Annotated in this window: 20 protein-coding genes; 14 read left to right on the top strand and 6 right to left on the bottom strand. The window is 40.4% G+C overall.

Annotation, left to right across the window (positions count from 1 at the left end):
* The first annotated feature begins 69 nt into the window (after positions 1-69).
* From FET73_RS02840 to FET73_RS02805, 8 genes are all read left to right on the top strand, one after another.
* Complete coding sequence (locus tag FET73_RS02840; RefSeq protein WP_154222392.1) at positions 70-1,308, top strand: hypothetical protein; 1,239 nt, start codon at positions 70-72, stop codon at positions 1,306-1,308.
* Complete coding sequence (locus FET73_RS02835; RefSeq protein WP_154222391.1) at positions 1,308-2,258, top strand: peptidylprolyl isomerase; 951 nt, start codon at positions 1,308-1,310, stop codon at positions 2,256-2,258. The genes FET73_RS02840 and FET73_RS02835 overlap by 1 nt, the downstream gene beginning before the upstream one ends.
* 3 nt (positions 2,259-2,261) lie before the next feature.
* Complete coding sequence (locus tag FET73_RS02830; RefSeq protein ID WP_154222390.1) at positions 2,262-3,017, top strand: ABC transporter permease; 756 nt, start codon at positions 2,262-2,264, stop codon at positions 3,015-3,017.
* 71 nt (positions 3,018-3,088) lie between these two features.
* Complete coding sequence (locus tag FET73_RS02825) at positions 3,089-4,180, top strand: ABC transporter ATP-binding protein (RefSeq protein WP_179952070.1); 1,092 nt, start codon at positions 3,089-3,091, stop codon at positions 4,178-4,180.
* A complete protein-coding gene (locus FET73_RS02820; protein WP_154222388.1) occupies positions 4,180-4,983 on the top strand; it encodes a glycosyltransferase family 2 protein in 804 nt (267 codons plus the stop codon). The genes FET73_RS02825 and FET73_RS02820 overlap by 1 nt, the downstream gene beginning before the upstream one ends.
* Positions 4,984-5,009: 26 nt before the next feature.
* A complete protein-coding gene (locus tag FET73_RS02815) occupies positions 5,010-5,891 on the top strand; it encodes a class I SAM-dependent methyltransferase (protein WP_154222387.1) in 882 nt (293 codons plus the stop codon).
* A complete protein-coding gene (locus FET73_RS02810) occupies positions 5,891-7,690 on the top strand; it encodes a hypothetical protein (RefSeq protein ID WP_154222386.1) in 1,800 nt (599 codons plus the stop codon). Before FET73_RS02815 ends, FET73_RS02810 begins: the two co-directional genes overlap by 1 nt.
* Before the next feature lie 3 nt (positions 7,691-7,693).
* Positions 7,694-8,494, top strand: a complete 801-nt coding sequence (locus tag FET73_RS02805; RefSeq protein ID WP_154222385.1) for a glycosyltransferase family 2 protein — start codon at positions 7,694-7,696, stop codon at positions 8,492-8,494.
* On the opposite strand, the gene rsmI is transcribed toward FET73_RS02805, so the two are convergent.
* Positions 8,466-9,317: a 16S rRNA (cytidine(1402)-2'-O)-methyltransferase gene (gene rsmI, locus FET73_RS02800; RefSeq protein WP_154222384.1), complete on the bottom strand. Its 852-nt coding sequence runs from the start codon at positions 9,315-9,317 to the stop codon at positions 8,466-8,468. The genes FET73_RS02805 and rsmI overlap by 29 nt on opposite strands.
* Positions 9,318-9,387: 70 nt before the next feature.
* Here rsmI and FET73_RS02795 point away from each other — a divergent pair, with 70 nt between their 5' ends.
* Genes FET73_RS02795 through FET73_RS02785 form a run of 3 tightly spaced genes read left to right on the top strand, consistent with a single transcriptional unit; the run spans position 9,388 to position 12,108 of the window.
* Positions 9,388-11,169: a penicillin-binding protein activator gene (locus tag FET73_RS02795; RefSeq protein ID WP_154222383.1), complete on the top strand. Its 1,782-nt coding sequence runs from the start codon at positions 9,388-9,390 to the stop codon at positions 11,167-11,169.
* A complete protein-coding gene (locus tag FET73_RS02790; protein WP_154222382.1) occupies positions 11,124-11,516 on the top strand; it encodes a YraN family protein in 393 nt (130 codons plus the stop codon). Before FET73_RS02795 ends, FET73_RS02790 begins: the two co-directional genes overlap by 46 nt.
* Before the next feature lie 19 nt (positions 11,517-11,535).
* The gene (locus tag FET73_RS02785; protein WP_154222381.1) at positions 11,536-12,108 is read left to right on the top strand and encodes a BON domain-containing protein; all 573 of its coding nucleotides are present in this window, start codon (positions 11,536-11,538) and stop codon (positions 12,106-12,108) included.
* Between the two features lie 16 nt (positions 12,109-12,124).
* Here the strand turns inward: FET73_RS02785 and FET73_RS02780 are convergent, their stop codons facing one another.
* From FET73_RS02780 to accA, 4 genes are read right to left on the bottom strand one after another with little or no spacing between them, the layout of a single operon-like run.
* Complete coding sequence (locus FET73_RS02780; RefSeq protein ID WP_154222380.1) at positions 12,125-13,000, bottom strand: farnesyl diphosphate synthase; 876 nt, start codon at positions 12,998-13,000, stop codon at positions 12,125-12,127.
* Entirely contained in the window at positions 12,987-13,190 is a 204-nt protein-coding gene (locus tag FET73_RS02775; RefSeq protein ID WP_154222379.1) for an exodeoxyribonuclease VII small subunit, read from the bottom strand. Before FET73_RS02775 ends, FET73_RS02780 begins: the two co-directional genes overlap by 14 nt.
* Positions 13,191-13,200: 10 nt before the next feature.
* Positions 13,201-14,445, bottom strand: a complete 1,245-nt coding sequence (gene tilS / locus FET73_RS02770; protein ID WP_154222378.1) for a tRNA lysidine(34) synthetase TilS — start codon at positions 14,443-14,445, stop codon at positions 13,201-13,203.
* Positions 14,426-15,382 carry an acetyl-CoA carboxylase carboxyl transferase subunit alpha gene (gene accA / locus FET73_RS02765; protein ID WP_154222377.1) on the bottom strand — a complete coding sequence of 319 codons (957 nt, stop codon included), beginning with the start codon at positions 15,380-15,382 and terminating at the stop codon, positions 14,426-14,428. Before accA ends, tilS begins: the two co-directional genes overlap by 20 nt.
* 109 nt (positions 15,383-15,491) lie before the next feature.
* Between accA and add the strand changes: the two genes are divergently transcribed.
* From add to FET73_RS02750, 3 genes are all read left to right on the top strand, one after another.
* Positions 15,492-16,487: an adenosine deaminase gene (gene add / locus FET73_RS02760; protein WP_154222376.1), complete on the top strand. Its 996-nt coding sequence runs from the start codon at positions 15,492-15,494 to the stop codon at positions 16,485-16,487.
* A 10-nt stretch (positions 16,488-16,497) separates the two neighbouring features.
* Positions 16,498-17,088: a DUF502 domain-containing protein gene (locus tag FET73_RS02755; RefSeq protein ID WP_154222375.1), complete on the top strand. Its 591-nt coding sequence runs from the start codon at positions 16,498-16,500 to the stop codon at positions 17,086-17,088.
* 95 nt (positions 17,089-17,183) lie between these two features.
* On the top strand, positions 17,184-18,845 hold the full coding sequence (locus FET73_RS02750) for an FG-GAP repeat protein (RefSeq protein WP_154222374.1): 1,662 nt from the start codon (positions 17,184-17,186) through the stop codon (positions 18,843-18,845).
* Here the strand turns inward: FET73_RS02750 and FET73_RS02745 are convergent.
* Complete coding sequence (locus FET73_RS02745; RefSeq protein ID WP_179952069.1) at positions 18,838-19,731, bottom strand: diacylglycerol/lipid kinase family protein; 894 nt, start codon at positions 19,729-19,731, stop codon at positions 18,838-18,840. The two genes, FET73_RS02750 and FET73_RS02745, sit on opposite strands and share 8 nt — an antisense overlap.
* Positions 19,732-19,736 lie beyond the last annotated feature (5 nt).

Genomic DNA, 19,736 nt, shown 5'->3' with positions numbered 1-19,736 from the left:
TTTTTTTTTAAAGAAATTTTAACGACATTAACTATATAATGTACCCACTTTATTGCGAAAGAGAAAATAATGAAAAAACTATTGTTGCTTTCAGCGTTGATTGCCACTGCGGGTTCTGCTGAAAAAATTAAATTTGAATACTCGGACCCAGCAAAAAACCAATCAGCGGATATTATTGGTACTGCAGTAATTGATGTGGTAACAGGTGATGTTGTAGTTTCACCTTCTGATGACTTGTTCATCGTGCCTAATCAGTCTGCTGTTTTGGGTATTAATGCCGACAAATATCAAGTAGATGTGGGAGACTCCATTTCAGTCGATTGGGCAGTTGCATACGGTGAAAACTGTGTAGGTACTGTTGAAGATGGCAGTGCCACTGGGTGGGCAGGGTCATTGAACAGTGGTATCGGCTCTCACAGTAAAGTTGTAACAATCAATAGTTTACCTGCCACACTGCGAATCACTTGTGATAACTATATGGGGTATACGGCAACTACTACAAGTAGTAAAGATTTGGTTATATCAGAGGCAGAACAGCAAGTTGTGGAAGGTCCTAGTATTTCATACTTGAGGGCCGGTGGAAGTAGTAATAATTTGACAGTTACGGCAGCTGGTAATGTTACAGTCAGTTGGAGTGTTTCTAATGCTACGAGCTGTACTGCATCATCATCACCATTAAATTCTGATTGGAACCATACATTTAATCCAACAAGCAGTTCATCTAAGGCTGTGAATATTACAGATTCAGTGACTTTAACATTGACATGTGGTTCTGCTACACGTGATGTGAATATCATTCTTGATGATTCTATACCTTCACAATGCTCTGCGGCTGTTTATCCACCCAATTTAAATAACAAAACATATTCATATGCTGCACTCAAAGATGGTAATGAATTCGGCGCAACAGCAAATGGTAACATCTTACTAGATATAAAAAATACAGAGTTTGCGGCTATCACTTTTACTTCTATGGGGGCTAACACATCAAGAAGACTGAATTTCGTGACGCCACCTACAACGCATAATAAAACATTGTATACAACATTATCAATCAGTGAATGTCCAGGTGATTTTAATACACAAACAACAGCGTGTGTTAAAACTATAGTTGCAGCGCAAAATCCAAATGTGTTTATAACAACTAAATCTGGTCAGCCATCAACATATTGTAAACTTGATCCAAATAAGGCTTATTACCTTAATTTAGTGAATAAACAAGTGCCTTATTCAAATGATGATCCTATATGTCAAAATGCAAGTCACACACGTTGTGCTGCTTTCTTTTCAGAGGGTGAAGTTCAATAATGATAAAGCTAATTTTCTTTGTTATTAGTTTGCTCAACCAAAATACTAATTTGGTTGAGCAAAATGATGTGGTTGTCAACCTCTCTGATTTAGATTCGTATGTTCATAACCTGAAACCTGAAAGTCGTTTCGGCTTTGCTAAAGATCATGGTCAAATTGAACGAAATATTTTGTCAATATTAAATGTAAATTTCGTTTACCAGTATGTCATTGATAATGATTTAGATAAAGAAAAAGAATTCGCCTCTGTTACTGAAGCATTAAATACATTTGAGTTTAAGGTTGATGAAAATTTTATTAAAAAACTTGGAATAGACCGTAATGACTTTTTAACAAATATGAAGTTTTTCACTTTAAAAAAAGAATATTTCATGAGAATGAAAATATACATTCAAAAACAGTTATTAAAAGGTCCTATTCAACAATATGCTTATGACCAATTTCTAATAGAAAAAAATGAATTAACTGTTCCTGAAAAAAGAAGATTGTCTATGATTACATTAGATAAAAATAAACACGCTCAGTCGTCAGTAGTGAGTCTTCTTACAGATGTAATAAAAAATAATAACTTTAATGAAGTGGCTTTAAAAATATCAGATGATCCAACAGTCCAACTCAATAAGGGTGATTTATCGTATTTCTCTAAGAAACAGTTTCATTATAAATTTGCTGATGATGTGTTTTCATTGAATGAAACAGGAATTATTCCTTCAGTTTTTGAAATGAAAGATTATTATTATTTAATTTCTATTGATGAGATTTTGCCAGCAAAGGAGGCCGTTTTTGAAGACCATAAACAAAGGTTGATAGATGAGCTTTTACCAGAATTTGGAAAAATGAAACTTCAAAATATAATAAATTCTTATAGTGTTAATGACAAAATAAAGATTGATTCTAATGTTATTAGTAAGGTTTTTGAAAGGTATTTAGTGTTTGAAGAAGACAGTTAATCAATGATAGTTTATTTCCTTAAGCGGGAAGTTTCTGATCGATTTATTGGAAACTCTTCCGCTTTTTTTTGGTTGTTATTTCAGCCTTTGGCGACTTTAGCGGTATATTATTTTGTATTTGGATTGATATTCAAAGCCCGCGTGCCCGAACTACCAGAAAATATGTTCGTAGCCTATTTATCAGCTGGTTTGTGGCCGTGGATGGCTTTTTCTGAATCAGTAATGAGTGCAGCTCAGTTGGTCATCAATAAAAAAGACCTAATTGGTAAAGTTAAAATAGATATAAAAATTTTATTGTATGCTCACATCACAGCATCTTTTTTGTTGCAGGTCATTGGGTTTGTTGCAGTTATAACAGTGTTAATTTTGGCTGGAATTATTGATTTACATTGGAAATTATTATTCTTGATTTTTCCTTTGGCATTATTGTTTCTTATGGCCATCGTATTGGGCTTGTTTTTATCTTCATTTCAGGTTTTTAATCGGGATGTGAAAAACATCATTGCGGCTGTCTTTCCTTTGTGGTTTTTTATGACACCGATTATATATTCAGTTTCACGTTTACCAGATGGTCTCACATCCTGGCTTCCTTATAATCCTTTATTTATTGTTGTAGACTTTAGTCAAAAAATCATTGTTAATCAAGGTGATTTGCTGTGGCAAAGTTTATTGATTTGGTTTTTAGTTGCTGGTGTCTTGTTAAAACTTGCATTGATGTTCTTTAATAAGACATCACCTGTTTTTGATGATTATTTATAATGACTAACTCTTTATTAAAAGTTTCTTCCTTATGCAAAAGTTTTCCACATGTGAACTGTAATAAAGATCGCATGAAAGGTTTATGGGCAACACTTAGAAGCAAGCAGCATACGGATGGAATACCTGTATTAAAAGACATAAGCTTTGAGATACAAAAAGGTGAGTCTTTGGCGATAGTAGGGCGAAATGGAGCTGGAAAAAGTACCTTGCTTAAGATCATTTCAGGAGTTATGAAAGCCAGTTCAGGTGAGGTAAACGTCAATGGTTCTATCGGTGCACTATTAGAGCTTGGCTCTGGTTTCGACCTTGAGTATAGCGGCATTGAAAATCTTAAGATGGCTGCAACTTTGGCAGGTATCTCTGAAAACTTAGATCGTAAAATACAACGCATGGCCGACTTTGCGGACATTGGTGAATTTATCAATGAACCAGTTAAAACCTATTCTTCAGGTATGATAGTTAGGTTGGGTTTTGCTGTGATTACTGAAACCAAGCCAGATTTATTGATTACAGATGAAATTCTTGCTGTAGGTGATGAAGCTTTTCAAGTTAAATGTTTGGCATGGGTGGAAAAGTATTTAGCAGGTGGTGGTACTTTATTGCTCGTCTCTCACAGTATTTATCATATTCAGACCATTTGTAAAAATGCCATGTGGTTAGAAAATGGCAGTATAAAAATGTACGGTGATTCTCATAAAGTCGCTAAGGCGTATCAAACGGCAATATTAGGTCAACTAGATGCTTCCAATAAACATCAAGACTTAAATACCTATCATGTGTCAGATGCATCTATTCTGGTAGAAGGAAAGGGGCGTGGCAATCAGATTAACATGATGGAAACTTTTGAAGTTGTGGCTACTGTGTATACGCCAGATGGTTTGAAACCTGGATTAAGCATCGGAATTGTCGGGTTTGATGGACATGCCATTTATGGAACCTATTCGAGTGAAGTAGGGTGCATTCCTGTGTTTATTGATGACTTACATGTTCAATTCAGAATTAAATTTATAAATAATAAGTTGCTGCCAGGTGACTATAAAATTAAGTTGCACAGCATGACACCTGATCAATTACAAATGGTAGATACATTGGAGCTGGATTTACATATTGAAGGTAAAACACGAGAATTGGGTGTTTGTCGATTAGAAACTGAGTGGTCTTAATGCAGGTTGTTATTCCAGTATTTAATGCGTTTGAGTCTTTGTCAGACTGTGTGGCATCACTAGTCAAACACAGCGGTGAAGAAAATGTGGTGTTTATTAATGATGCATCAACTGATGCTCGTGTGCTGCCGTTTATTGAAAGCATGTGTGAGTACAGACAAAACTGGCAGTTTTTGAATAACAGTAAAAATTTAGGTTTCGTAAAAACAGCCAATAGGGGATTGAAACTAACAAGTGGTCATACGGTTTTACTTAATTCAGATACGTTGGTGACAACGGGCTGGTTAGCGGGTTTAAAGTATGCTTCTGAAAACTGTGAGCAATTAGGTACAGCAACCCCTTGGTCTAATAATGCAGAAATTTGTAGTTTCCCCTGTACCTTGCAGAACAATCTGTTGCCTAAGGATATAGACGAATTTACTTCTCGTTTACAATCAATACACCAGGCTACCTACCCAGAAATACCGACTGCGGTGGGGTTTTGTATGCTGGTAACCGCTCAAGCAAAAAAAGCTATTGGGTATTTTGATGAAACAGTATTTGGTCACGGATATGGTGAAGAAAATGATTATTCTTTGCGAGTCAAATATGCTGGCCTAAAAAATATTTTATGTGATAACGTGTATGTAGCACATATAGGAAACCAGTCATTTAAAGACTTGGCACTTAAGCCCAGCAGCGAAACAATGAACAGGTTGTTGGCTAAGCACCCTGAGTATGCGCAGTTAATTGCTGAATTTATTGAAAAAGATGCATTGGCTTCACTCAGGGAATCAATCATTGATAAAATAGGCCGTTTTTAATGCCTCAGGCAGTGGCCAGATAACCCATGTCAGAAAATACAAAACTTAAATTCACAGGTGAACGTTTTTTACCCGAGTGTCAGCGAGAAATTTGGTACGAGCATTACCACCGCTACCACATGGTGGCGGAATGGGTTGAAGGTAAGGTGGTTTTAGATGCTGCTTGTGGTGAAGGCTATGGCAGTCACATATTGTCACACAAGGCAGACCGTGTATTGGGTGTGGATGTATCGGTAGAGGCAATTGAGCATGCAAAAAGTGAATATAGCAATAAAAACTTAAGATTCATGCATTCAGATATTTTGGCTTTGGATTTACCTGAAAACAGTGTGGATGTTGTGGTTTCTTTTGAGACCATTGAACATTTAGCAGAACATGAACAGCTGCTGGCAGTTTTTAAACGGGTTTTAAAAGATGATGGCATGCTTATCATAAGCACACCGGACAAAGCTGAATACAGTGACAAAACAGGTTTTGAGAATGAATACCACATCAAAGAGCTGTACAAAGATGAATTTTCTGACTTGATTCACAAAGAGTTTAAATACACAGAGTGGTTTGGTCAAAAACTCATGTTCCAGTCTGCTATTTGGAGAATGGACCAGAAATTAAAAACGTTAACCATGCAAACACACCAAGATGATGGAAAGGCATTGTTAGATAAAATGCCTTTTAATCCCTTGTATTTTATCGTCGTGGCTTCAAATAAAAGTATCGACACATCTATGGTTGATGATTGTTATGGGTTTACTGACAGCAGCGAGAGTGTTTATGAACACTACAATGAAATGATTCGTGAATATATTTCTGTTGCTGAAAAATTCGTTAAACTGAATGACCAACAAGATAAATGGCGAAAGCATCCAATCATAGGTCGATGTATTCGCTGGTTTGATAAGGAAAAATAATGGAATTTGAATTTAATTTTGGCAGCCAGACAATAGCCAAGCCAGAACCTAAGGACATGACTTTGTTCGCTTCTGTGGATGGGGTTGCTTTACCTTTGTCGTCAGATGAACTGGTATTTCTGCAAGCAGATACCGGTATGAATCACATCATGACACTACAAGTGTTGCAAGCCATGAGCTTAACGCAAGTTTTCAAGCCAATACATGAACACGTTCAACACATTGAGCAATCTATATCTGAATTGAGAGGTCAACAGTCGGCCATAGAAAAAGTGCTGGGTTTTATGCAAAACAAAGGCTTGCTAAAAAGTGCTGACGACTGGATGTCTGATTTAAAAGCAACAGAAGCACTTGCCGAACCGAAATATGCGGGAATGGTGGTCAGAACTTGTGACAGACCTGAGCATTTGTCGCGTTTGTTAGAGTCATTGGAACAATATCAAAAATCTCATGATTGTAAGCATGAGGTTTTGGTTTTTGATGACTCCACAGGTCGAAAGTTGGCCCAGGAAAATGAGCTGTTGTGTACACAAGTAAAACTCAAAGTGACTTATCACGGATCAGCCTGGCAGCAACAATTTATAACCATGCTTCAAAAAGAATTTCCTCACGATGCAACTCAAGTGTCATGGTTGCTTTCAACACAAGAAGGGTTTACCGGTGGGCGTGTTTGGAATTTAGCACTTTTGGCTTTAGCCGGCAAAAAATTCACATTTTTTGATGATGATTTTTTAATGCAGCCAAGACATACTGAATCTGCCCAATTAGATAAGATTGACTTGCTTAGTCGAGGAGAGCTGGGTGTTGATTTTGGATTGAACGTTCGAGAAATTAAAGGCCAATCCAAAGTATATGATGAAGATATATTGGCGGGTATGATTGGTGCCTGCGGTCAATCGTTTGGCTCTTGGTTGTCAGGTCAGTCTGACATGGAAAGCAGTCCACTGTATGGTTTGAGATTGCGTGACCTACTAAAGTTGAATCAAAACTCAAAAATAAAAACCACATGTAATGGAACATGGGGTAGCCCTAGAGCAGAAAGTAATTATTGGCTGTATCAACTGAAGGGTGACCAAAGGGAGGCATTCTGGAAGGACAGAGAGACCTATCTAGACAATATTGAAGCCTCTCATTTATTACATTATGCCCCAAGATTTCAAGCAACGGTTCTGGCACAATTTGCACCATCTGCCATCGATAACAGTGAAATGGCACCATTTGCCATGCCGGTGAATAAAAATGAAGACCATTTCTTCAATGCCATGATGAACGCTTGCTACCCTGATCAAGTGTCGCTGCATTTTCCAATGATGCTCGGTCATTTGCAAACCAATAAACGCGATCGGAGCAGCTTCAACCACATAGCACAGCGGCCCAACTTCAACCGATTTGTCGCAGACTATGCTTTATCGATTGCACCACGTTTGTTATCTAAAGATCCGGCCTCTCGACTGTTGTCGGTGGCAACAGCTTTAGATGATTTAAGCACGTCAGATGATCAAATGTTAGAAATGAGATTGCGTGAATACATGTCTAAAGTACGTTCGGATTTGGTGAATAATTTGCAACAAATTTCAGCAGAAGTGCCAGATGCACCCATTTATTGGCAGGCTGATGTGCGTGAATTGTTACAAGCCAATGGACAAGCTGTTCGCGAGAATGAAGTCCCTGTTTTAAGAGATTGGCCCGTTGGAATGGATATGGAAGCTTGCCTGGCAAAAGCAAGGTTCGACTTGAAAGAGATTGCTGATGCAATGCGTGTTTGGCCAGAACTGTGGCAGTTTTGCCGCACACAATAATTGATGAACCAAATATCAGATCAAAGTATAGTTCCTGTAAGTGTCGACGTCGTGATTGTTAACTACAATGCAGGTCAGTATGTTATTGATTTGATCAATGTGCTTAAACATAACAAGCAAATGAATGTTATTGTTGTGGATAATGCTTCTTCAGATGGGTCATTAAAACGTCTTCAACAGTTGGATGTCAATTTACTTGAAAATGATAAGAACATGGGTTTTTCATATGCTTGTAACCAAGGCGCTCAATGCGGTAGTTCACCTGTAATATCATTTGTTAACCCAGACTGTTTGTTGGAACAAGGCCAGTTGGAGCAATTGACACAAAGGATAACCAAAGGGTCATCTGATTTATTGGGTTGCCATGTGGTTGACCCAGATGGGTCCACACAAAAAGGAACTTGGCGCAGGTTACCAAATATTTGGCGTGTTCTGAAAACAGTTTCAAGTTTGGAGAAACTGCCCTTTATACAAGGTTTGAATTTAAGAAAAGCACCGGTAAATGTAGAAGCAGTGAATGGAGCCTGTTATGCCATCAAACGACCTGTATTTGAAGAAATTTCTGGTTTTGATGAAGGGTACCCATTACATTTTGAAGATTTGGACTTGTTCAAAAGGATTCAAGACAAGGGAGGCAAATTAGGTTATGCCGGAGACATACAGGTCAAGCACATCAAGGGACACTCAAGTACAGACAGTAAGCAAGTGGTTGAGTGGAAAAAACAAGGACTGCTGCGCTATTTTGAAAAACACAGGCCTAATTGGGAGCAAAAGCTCATTCACTTGCTTGTTGGTCTAAAATAAATTGGTAAACCTGCTTTTTGTTGCAGTCATGATGCGACCCAACTATTTTAGATACAATTTTGGGTGGCAATAACGGCATCAAAGTCAGCGCTAATTTTTGCGCAATCAGGGGTACAGATTCATTAACAGTGGGCTTTGTGGCCGAAATGGCAATAACAAATTCACCTTTTTGTTGTACAGGATTGTCTGTCAGTTGAGTTAAAACTTGATCTATACTGCCATGGTAAATAGTTTCAAACGTTTTGGTCAGCTCTCTTCCCATAGCCATTAAGTGGTCACTTCCCGCAATATTGCTGATGTCATTTAAGCAGGCTAAAATCCGATGTGACGACTCATAAATGACCAGCGTGCTTTGACAGGGTAAAAGTTGTTTTAAAGCACTCAGTCTTTGTGATGATTTATTAGGTAAAAAACCTTCAAATTGAATGCTACTGGTATCAAGGCCAGCCACAGAGAGCAGAGAAATCAGTGCTGAAGGGCCAGGAATGGGTGATACTTGAATGCCAGCTTGATGGGCAAGCTGCACCACCACATAGCCAGGGTCACTGATTAAAGGTGTGCCAGCATCTGAAACCAATGCAATGTGCTCTCCACAGTTTAAGCGGTCAATTAATTTTTGACCTGCTTGGTGTTCATTGTGCTGGTGGTAGGCTTGTAAAGGGGTTCTGATGTCGTGATGTTGACACAGTCTCTTGGTGTGTCTGGTGTCTTCACAAGCAATTAAATCGCATTTATTCAAAGTCTCTAAGGCACGAAAACTGATGTCATTGAGGTTGCCAATAGGGGTGGCTACGATGTACAAAATACCTGGCGTGTTTTCCATGATGTTGAGAGAATCAGAAAATTGTCATTTTACTGTATTTTGAAGGTAAGAATCGGGTTAAAATTTGGAGATGAATATAAATCATTGGAATGTGAAAGTCTCAGTTCGGCATGCTGCCTTATTGACCGTGTTTAGCTTATTGTTGGCCTGTGGTGGTAATAATGTGCGCCCTGATGGACTTAACGAACAAAGAAAAGGAATGGCTTTGTATCAAGCAGGGGATTATTTCAATGCAGTCAGCTGGTTAGAACAAAGCCACAACGCTCACCCCAATAAAACGGTTTTGTTGGCATTAATAGATGCCTATGGTCGATTGGGTGAGTCCATCAAAATATACCCACTTTTAAATCATGAGCTACTCTCATATTCGGCTGAAAAAGACATCATCACTGCCCAGCTGGCTGATCAGGATGGTAACTGCTCGTCAGTGATTGATTTATTGGGTGCGTTAAATGTATCAGAAGTTACGGGACACTGGAAATCCGAATATTATAATCTCTTGTCAGCATGTCATGCACGTCTCGGCAATTCATTATTGGCAGCTAAAAATATACTTGCATTGATGCAGTTGCCAACAGATGAACAGAACTCGACTGATAACAAAGTATCTGATGACTTGGTTTATGAGTTGATGAAAGTACCTGAGATGGACTTGATTCAAGCAATCAGTGAAACGGATGATGAGCTGTGGCGTGGGTGGCTAGAAGCCGCTTTTGTTGAGTTTGGAGCTGACGGTGAGTCAGGTGAACATTGGTTTAGTCAATGGAAAAACCACCCAGCTTCAAGTTACTTTTTGGGTAGTAATGAAGTGTCTTTGCGTCAAAAAGTTGGCGTTTTATTGCCCATGAGTGGGCGTTTTGAGCATGTTGCTAAGGCGGTTCAAAAAGGGATGCTGACTGCTGCTATGAGTCAAGGTGGCCGAAATGAACTGTTATTTTTTGATACCGGCAGTCAAGGTGAGGCGCTTGCTTCGGCATTGTTTTCTGCACAAGAAGCGGGAGTGAATATCATATTAGGCCCATTGGACAAGCAATCTATTGCAGCACTCGAGGCATTACCAGAGCCTACAGTTCCAGTGTTGCTACTCAATCAGTCCAACAGTGACGATTATCAATTTACCTTGTCTCCAGAAGCGGAAGCTCAAGATGTGGCTGAAGTGATGTATCAACAAGGTAAGCGCCAAGTTCTAATTTTATCATCAAATGACCCATGGGGTGAACGCATTACATTGGCATTTGCACAACGATTTGTAGATTTAGGAGGTCAGATCATTTCTAACCATTATTTTGCAACCGACCAAGCAGATTATTCTGCACAACTCAGGCAAGTGTTGGGCTTGGTTGGAAGTCGCCTGAGGAGTAAAAACCTACAACAATACTTGAAGTTACCTGTGCATTCCGAAGAAGTGGTTAGGGCAGATATTGATGCCATATTTTTGGCAGCTCAACCTGGTTTTGCGCGTATGATGGTGCCACAGTTGAAATTTAATCGGGCAGCGAAAGTCCCTGTTTATGCAACATCTCATGTATTTGTGGGTTTTGATAACAAGCAACATAATAAGGATTTAGAAGGTGTTTATTTCCCTGTAGCGCCACTCTTATTACAAACAGGTGACTTTTTAGAAACTTTAGCCTTTGATGTGAGTCTAATTCAAAATACAGATTTGAATCTATTTGCTTTTGGTTATGATGCTTATCAATTAACGTCTCGATTGACTTGGATGAGTCGTGTTAACAGTGGAAAATTTTCCGGCTTGTCAGGTAATTTATCAATGGACTTTGATGGCAAAATTCGCAGGCACCTACCATGGGCGTATTACATTGGTGGCGAAGTGTTCGCCGCAGAACAATAAAAACTGGAGACTTTTGGGAGCACCAAGCGGCTGAATTTTTAACACAAAAAGGATTGAAGCTTTTGTTTAAAAATTACCGTTGTACTGCTGGAGAAGTGGATTTGGTGATGCAATCAGGAAAAGACATGATTGTGTTTGTAGAGGTCCGTTACAGAAAGCATGATCAATGGGCCAATGCACTTGAGTCTGTTGGTAAACAGAAACAACAAAAAGTGATCAGGGCCGCCAACCATCTGATGACAAAGAAGAAATGGCATAACCGTTACCATGCCAGATTTGATGTGGTAGCGATTCAAGGTGATCATGAATCACATACTATAGATTGGATAGAACATGCCTTTTATTGAAGGCTAATTGAGGAAAAAAATGAAAATTATCATCACTGCTTTGGTTTTGACTTTGGGTTTGTCATCTTGTGCACCTGTTTTGGTTGGCGGGGCGCTGGTTACTGCTGTAAACGTGGCACATGACCGACGTTCCAGTGGACAAGTTTTAGATGACAAAATGATCACCGCCAGTGTAAAGAATCAATTGCGCAAAAGTTTGTCAGACGACAGTCGCATCAAAGTCAAAACTTATAATGGTGTGGTTTTGATGGTGGGTGAAGTGACAAATCATTCAGATCGTGTGACGGCAGAAGATGTTGCTGCTGTGAAAGATGGCGTGATGAAAGTGGTTAATGAACTGAAATTGGTGGATGAAGTTTCAAAAATGGGCCGTCGGACCAAAGATAAATACATCAGTACCAAAGCCAAAGGCAGTTTATTAAAAATCGAATTAGAAGACTTTGATCCAACCCGAGTGTCTATTGTGACGGCTAATCATGAGGTTTTTTTGATGGGAATGGTAACGCAGCAAGAATCTGAGGCAGTGGTCGAGCGAATCCGTCACCTTAAGCATGTAGAGCGTGTGGTCAAAGTATTTGAATATATGGACTGAAGAAACAGCTGTTGCTTTAATGCGCTCGGTTTAATATAAAGTGAGTCAACTGTGTTAACTTGTCACTTGAAATATGGGCGGCCTCTAAATGCTTAAAACAACTGTGAATGTGCTTTTCCGCGGCATCCTTAGCACCTGAAAGCCCCATTAAGCTTGGATAAGTCGATTTATTCAGTGCTTCATCAGAGCCAGCTGGTTTACCCAAAGTTTCTGTGTCAGCTGTCACGTCGAGTATGTCATCTACAATTTGAAAAGCCATGCCAAAATGATTTGCAAATTGATGTAATTCAGCGGCTGCTTTGTGGTTGTCAGATAAGGCGCAAATCATATCTACACAAGCAATTAAAAGTGCACCAGTTTTTGCAGCATGGATTTTTTGTAATTGTGAGAGCCTCACTTCTTTATTTTCGGCTTCTAGATCCAAAGACTGGCCGCCAGCCATGCCGACTAAACCACAGGCTTTGGACATGATTTGAATGATTTTGACGATTTGAGTGGCCTGGCTAGGTGTTTGTGACAACACTTCAAAAGCCATGGCTTGTAAAGCATCGCCAGCTAAAATGGCAGTAGCTTCATCAAATTGAATGTGACAAGTGGGTTTGCCTCGTCGTAAATCATCGTCATCCATTGAAGGCAAGTCATCATGGATCAAAGAATAAGCATGGATCATCTCTATCGCAGCGGCAACATGGTCTGCTTCATCAAAAGGAACGCCAAGTGCGTCAGCTGTGGCATAAACCAATAACGGACGAACACGCTTACCACCGGCTAATAAAGAATAGGCAACAGCTTCTTTAAGCTTACTGTCTTCAATCGCCGATGAGTTTAACTGTTGCGCTAAAAATGGATTGATGCGTGCCAGTTCAACAGCGAAAAAATCATTCACTTTCACTGTTTTGATCCATCAGTTTTTGTATTTTTTGCTCAGCTTCTAGTATGATTTTTTGGCATGAACGGGTCAGCTTGACGCCTTGTTCATAAAGCTTTAAAGAGGCTTCTAAACCGACATCATTGTCTTCCATTTGCTCAATGATTTTGTTCAGCTCTTGTAGTTGTGCTTCGAATGTTTTGGATTGACTCATGGGCGCTATTTTACAGAATTTGATTGGGTTTCTGCCATGAAAAATCACAATTGTTTGCTGCCAGTAATTGCTCAAAGGATTGAGTGCACCATGAGCCAACTGCTAACAGTTCATTATTGTGGTAAATGAAAGGGGTAATGACTTTATCCCATGGTGGCGTTTTTTGCTCTTGATGTAATTTTTTGATACTTTTGTGTTGCGCATGTTTTGTTAGTTTAATTCGAAACCCTGTTACCCCATACCTAATTTGTAGTGACCTCATGTCCAGAGGACGGGAAAAACTGATCTGGCCTCCACATGGAAGTTTTATGTGTTGGTGAAAGTCTAGGGTTGCGTTTTTGGGTTGTGCAACCCGTTTAAGTAAGTAGAGCTGTTTATGCCATAGTGACAGTGTATAACGTGCCCAAGTTATGCTTGGGTTTTTGTGTTTTTCAGCCTGTAAACAACTGATCATAAAGGCGTCTAAGTGTTTGGCAGGTGGTGGATTGATGCCTTGTTTTTGAATCCAGTGGTGCAAAAAGGTGCTTGTTACCAGGTTGTTCATAGGAATAGGGTTGTCTTTAGGTAGCAGTTGCAAGAGTAATTCATGGCTCTTTTGCAAATAAGCCGCAGACTGTCTGATGGCTTGAACCGCGTGTTCATCATATTGTTCGATGACTGGCAGCAGCTGATTGCGAATTTTATTTCGGCTGTATTGATTTTTTTGGTTGCTTGGATCCTCTACCCACGTCAATTGATTGAACTCAAGGTATGTGTTGATTTGCCCTTTACTTATCAGCAACAAGGGTCGATGGATGGTATGACCACTGGGTAGCTTGCTGTAGGATTGCATGCCGCCTAATCCTTTCAGCCCAGTACCCCGAAACAAACGAAACAATACGGTCTCAACTTGGTCTTGAAGGTGATGGCCTGTGAGTAACACTTCAGAGTGCTTGATGTGTTGTTCGAAAGCGGCTCTTCTGCCTTCGCGTGCGGTATTTTCTGAGTCATCGCTCAAGGTGAGGCATTCAACAACAATCGGTATCTGCCATAGACGGCATTGCTTTTCACAATGTGATTGCCATTCAGATGACGGCTTTTGTAATTGATGGTTGATGTGAATGGCACGAACGCGGTTTTTTAGTGAAGGATGGTGGGCGCAAAAATGAAGCAAAGCGGTGGAATCTGCACCACCGCTGTATGCAATCAAAAAATGTTGCTCATCTGAGAATAATTGTGGATCAAATAATTCTATATTATTCGCTGAATGCGCCATAAGACATCAAGCGCTGGTAACGCTGTTCCAGCAACTCTGCATCAGACATGTCTTGCAAGCGTTTAATTTCACCTAAAATCTTCGCTTGCATGCTGTTAGCCACCATTTCTGGGTCACGATACGCGCTCCCCAGCGGCTCTTCAATCACATGGTCTATCAGTTTGAGTTCTTTCAATTTATTCGAGGTGATGCACAAAGCTTCAGCCGCATCTTGGGCTTTGTCTGCACTGCGCCACAAAATTGAAGCACAACCCTCAGGTGAAATTACTGAATAGGTACTGTACTGTAACATCATGGTGATGTCGCCCACACCAATCGCCAATGCACCGCCTGAACCACCTTCACCAATAACAGTACAGATGATCGGTACTTTCAAGTTTGACATGACTTCTAAATTTTTGGCTATCGCTTCTGACTGACCACGTTCTTCTGCACCAATACCTGGATAAGCGCCAGGTGTGTCAATAAACGTCACGATAGGCATGTTAAATTGTTCGGCTGTGCGCATTAACCTCAATGCTTTTCTATAACCTTCTGGTCTTGGCATGCCGAAGTTGCGCTTGATTTTCATTTTGGTTTTGCGGCCTTTTTGGTGGCCTATAACCATAACGGGCTGGTCACCGATTTTAGCGGGTCCACCGACGATGGCAGCATCATCAGCAAAAGCGCGGTCGCCATGAAGTTCTTGGAAATCTGTACACATCAGTGCTATGTAATCTAAAGTGTATGGACGCTTAGGGTGGCGTGCCAATTGTGTGATTTGCCAATCACTCAAGTTTGAGAAAATACTTTTGGTTTTTGATTTGAGTTTGGCCTTTAATCTTTCTATTTCTTCATCAATGTTCATGGCATTGTCATCACTGACATTTTGCAGTTCATTGATCTTGGCTTCTAATTCGGCCAAAGGCTGTTCAAAGTCTAAATAATCTGTGTTCATTTTTTTGAATATATTCAAAGCAATCGGCTATTTTACGTTGTGTAACAGGATTGTGCCAGTCGTGATAGAATGCTTTTTTGTTTTTTTACCACACATCAGGGAGCTCAAGATGACTTCATTCATTGAAAAATTACCTAAAGTAGAACTTCATATGCACATAGAAGGTTCATTAGAACCCGAGTTGATGATGACTTTGGCGGAGAAAAATGGTGTAGCATTGCCTTATAAAAATTTAGATGAAATCAAAGCCGCATATCAATTCAAAGACCTGACTGATTTTGTTAATTTGTATCTACAAGGCACAGAGGTGATCCGATCAGCTGAAGATTTTCACACCTTAACTGTGGCCTATTTGAAAAAGTGCCAACAACAAAATGTCCAGCATGCTGAAGTGTTTTGCGACATCAGAACCTATACTGACCGAGGGTTTGCGCCTGATATGGTCATAGAAGGCATAGCGTCGGGTTTCAAAACGGGTTATGAAGAGCTCGGTATCACAGGCGGCATGATTCCTTGTTTTATCAGGCACCTTGGACTGGATGCAGCGAAAGAAGATTGGGCGTTACTCAAGCGATTCAAGAATGACATTTTAGGTATTGGTTTGGCAGCTGTTGAAGTGCCTTTCCCGCCCTCCATGTTTTCTGATTTATTCAAAGAGGTGCGAGATGAGGGTTTGAAAATTTTGGCACATGCAGGAGAAGAAGGTGATGCCAGTTACATATGGTCGGCCATTAAAGATTTGAAGGTTGATCGCATTGATCATGGTATCAGCTGCTTGGACGATCCAGATCTGGTCGAATACCTACAAAAGCACCAAACGCCATTGACGGTTTGCCCTTGTTCAAACACCAGTTTACATGTGGTGAAAGAGATGAAAGACCACCCGATCAGACAAATGTTGGATTTGGGTTTGAATGTCACCATAAATTCTGACGATCCGGCGCATTTTGGCGCTTATTTACAGGAAAACATGCAAGCCGTTCATGATGAGTGTGGTGTCAGTGAATCTGAATTGGTACAAATGACGGCAGATGCCATTGCTGCCAGTTTTGCAGATGATGCAAGAAAAACTGAACTGAATAACAAATTAAGTTCATTCGTTTAAGGAGCGTAATATGTTAAAAAAAATATTGCTTAAACCCTTGTTGAAAGGTGCGTTGATTGTGGTGCCGATAGCGGCGACATTGTGGTTGTTGTGGTCGTCATTTAAATGGTTGAATAATTTGGGACTGAAAGCATTGGCTGCGATTAAGCTGGATTTTTTGATCTTTCCTGGCAGTGGTTTGGTCATCATGTTGGTCCTGCTATTTTTGATGGGCTTACTAGCCCGCATCAGCATAGTCAATTGGTTGTATGCACGTATTGAACAGGCCATGTTGCGTTTTCCCTTGGTCAAAACTTTATATGGCGGTATCAAAGATCTGGCAGGGATGTTTGATAACAAAAAAGGCCAAAGCCAGCAAACTGTATTGGTTCAACTTGGCCAACTGGGTTTGGCGGTGGGTTTTATCACCAATGACCAGCCACCTTCGACTTTGCAGGCATGTTTTGATGAACCTCATGTGGCGGTTTATTTTCCCATGTCATATAACGTCGGCGGTTATACGGCGTTTATACCAAAATCCAGAACCAAATCAGTGGATTGGTCATTTGAAGAAGCCATGCGATTTTCCTTAACGGCTGGTGTGTCGCAAGTGTCTAAATAAAACATAGGTTTTTTCACTAGTTAAAACCGCTTTTCATTGATTTTATTTTGTAACTGAATCTAAAATATTTATCAATTTGGTGAAAGGGGGTCAAAATGATTAACAAACATGGAGTGACTTTTATTATTCTGCTTGGGTTGCCGTTTGGCGAGGTTCAATCACAATTACTGTTCTCTGACAATGACACCATCATGCAAGATTCAGCGACCTTTAATGAACCACGGCAGTTAGATGCTTTGTTTGGTTCGGCATTGGCAGCTCGTGGAAATAAATTGGTGATTGGTGCGCCGAAAGCTCTGGTTAATGGCGAGAAGGCCGGCGCTGTTTATATCAGAAGTGCAGGTTTGCAGGGTATATTTACTCACTCGAACCTTGTCAGGAAATTTTCTCAAAACTCAAGTGGCATTCCAGGGGATGCAGAAGCAGGTGACCAGTTTGGCTTCAGTGTGGCTATTGGTAATTTTGGGTTTTATAGCGACTTGGAGTGCAATTATGATGGTTTAGATTTGTGTCTTGGGTATCAAGACGTTATTGCCGGCGTTCCCTATGAACGCTTGAACGGTGAAGACAATGGCGGGATGGCGAATATTGTTGAACCTGGATCTTTGGGTTGTGATGAATCGGATGCATGCGGTGCATTAACACAGTTGCATCAAGACAATGATTTGGTCGGTACGGCTGAAGAAGGAGATGTTTTTGGCTTTTCATTGGCCGTAGGTGATTTTAATAATGATGGGGCTGAGGATTTGGCAGTCGGGGTGCCGGGTGAAGCAGTTAATAGCAATTTAGCCACACAAGCAGGTGGCGTTAATGTCATTCTGGGGCGACCGTATTATGGATTAAGGAGCGGGGCGGATGAGTTTTTTAGCCAGTCTTCGTTAGATGGTGGCGCCAGAGACGATGAAAACTTTGCTTATTCCTTAGCCGCCGGTGACTTTGATGGTGATGGCGTAGATGATTTGGCAGTGGGTGTGCCAGGTGATGTTCAAACTGATGGAGCGAACAGAACTGGCGGCGGTATCAATGTGATCTATGGCAAGCAACAAACTTCATTGAACTTGGGTGGCTTGTCTTTATCTGGGAATGAAAATTTTCATCAGGACAGTGACGGCATCATTGGCTTGTCTGAAGATGGAGATCGATTCGGTTTTGCATTGGCTTCAGGTAATTTTAATGGTGATAATTATGATGATTTGGCTATCGGGGTACCTTATGAGCGGGTCAATAATATCAACAACGCTGGTGCTGTGGTCATCATGTATGGAAGCAGTAGTGGGTTAAGGGCCAATGGTAATCACTCTATTCATCAAGGAATATCTGGTGTTAATGGTTCCCTTGAGCCAAACGATTTATTTGGTCACACTTTGGCAACTGGTGACTTCAATAATGACGGTGTTGATGATTTGGCAGTAGGCATTCCATATGAGGATGTGTTTGAAGTGACAGATGCCGGTGCTGTGGCTTTATTTTTCGGTGTTGATGGAGGTCGTCTTAATGGCGTAAATAACGACATATTCTTTTCCCAATTAGATTTGGCCTATCCTGCCATGTTAGCGCAAAGCACACGATTTGGATATGCGCTCGCCGTTGGTGATTTCGATGTCAATGGTAAAGATGATTTAGCGGTAGGCACCTATGGGAATTTATCAAATGTCAACGCAATCAACGGTTCCGTTGCGGTCATTTATCAAAGACCTGAGCCCTTTGTAGATTTAATTTTTGAAGATGGATTTGAAATAGAGCAAACCATTAACTAAATAGCTGCAAAGACGAAGGCACACAAGTGATGGTAACTGGCGTTGTGCCTTTGAATTCGCCATCTGGCATTAAGGGCATGGGTGCTTGCGTCTCAATGGTGATTTTCTTGGCTTGGTGGGTTTGAATTTCTTTGTAATTGACGTGTTTTCCTGAGTAAATGGTTGGAAAAAGTCTGAGGATTTTAGGTCTTGATATTTTTTCTAAGATGATGACATCCAAAAGTCCATCATCTATCTTGGCATCTGGTGCAATCAAAAACGAAGTGCCGGTGTAGCGGCTGTTGGCCACTTCGATAAAAACCAAGTCGTCATCAATCACCACATCATCAATGGTCACTTTGATTCTGTGCTTTTTCAGTTTGATGGTTTCCCATAAGGTCGCTAAAGTGTATGAAATTTTACCCAGTTTTTTGATTTTCAACGTGGTTTTACCAGCTTCAACCACAAAGCCCATACCAATGATGTTCAAAAAATAAAACGATTGGTCAACACATTCAACGTGCCCTAAATCAATCGACTGGGTTTGGCGCGACAAAATGATGTCCAAACCCTTTTCCCAATCTGAAGGAAGTAAGCCCAATTCACGAGAAAATGCATTGCCTGTGCCCACTGGTACAACACCAAAGGGTTTCCGGTCATGGTCATCATGCGTCATTAAACCGTTTACTGTCTCAAACAAAGTACCATCACCGCCTGCGGCGATGACACCTGAATAAGTGCTTAAATCAGCTTGAGCAATTAAAGTTTTGGCGTGGCCTTGCGATTCTGTGAACAGCCAATCACATGCAACCCCTTTGTTATCAAGGTGTTGTTTGATTAGTGGTAGGAATTGTTGTGCTTTGCCACTGCCCGCATTGCGATTGAAAACGATTAATAATTTAAACATTGAAC

This window comes from Marinicella rhabdoformis, assembly GCF_009671245.1.
Classification (GTDB): domain Bacteria; phylum Pseudomonadota; class Gammaproteobacteria; order Xanthomonadales; family Marinicellaceae; genus Marinicella; species Marinicella rhabdoformis.
Note: the sequence above shows the minus strand (reverse complement) of the source record. Positions and strands in the feature narration are given on the sequence as shown.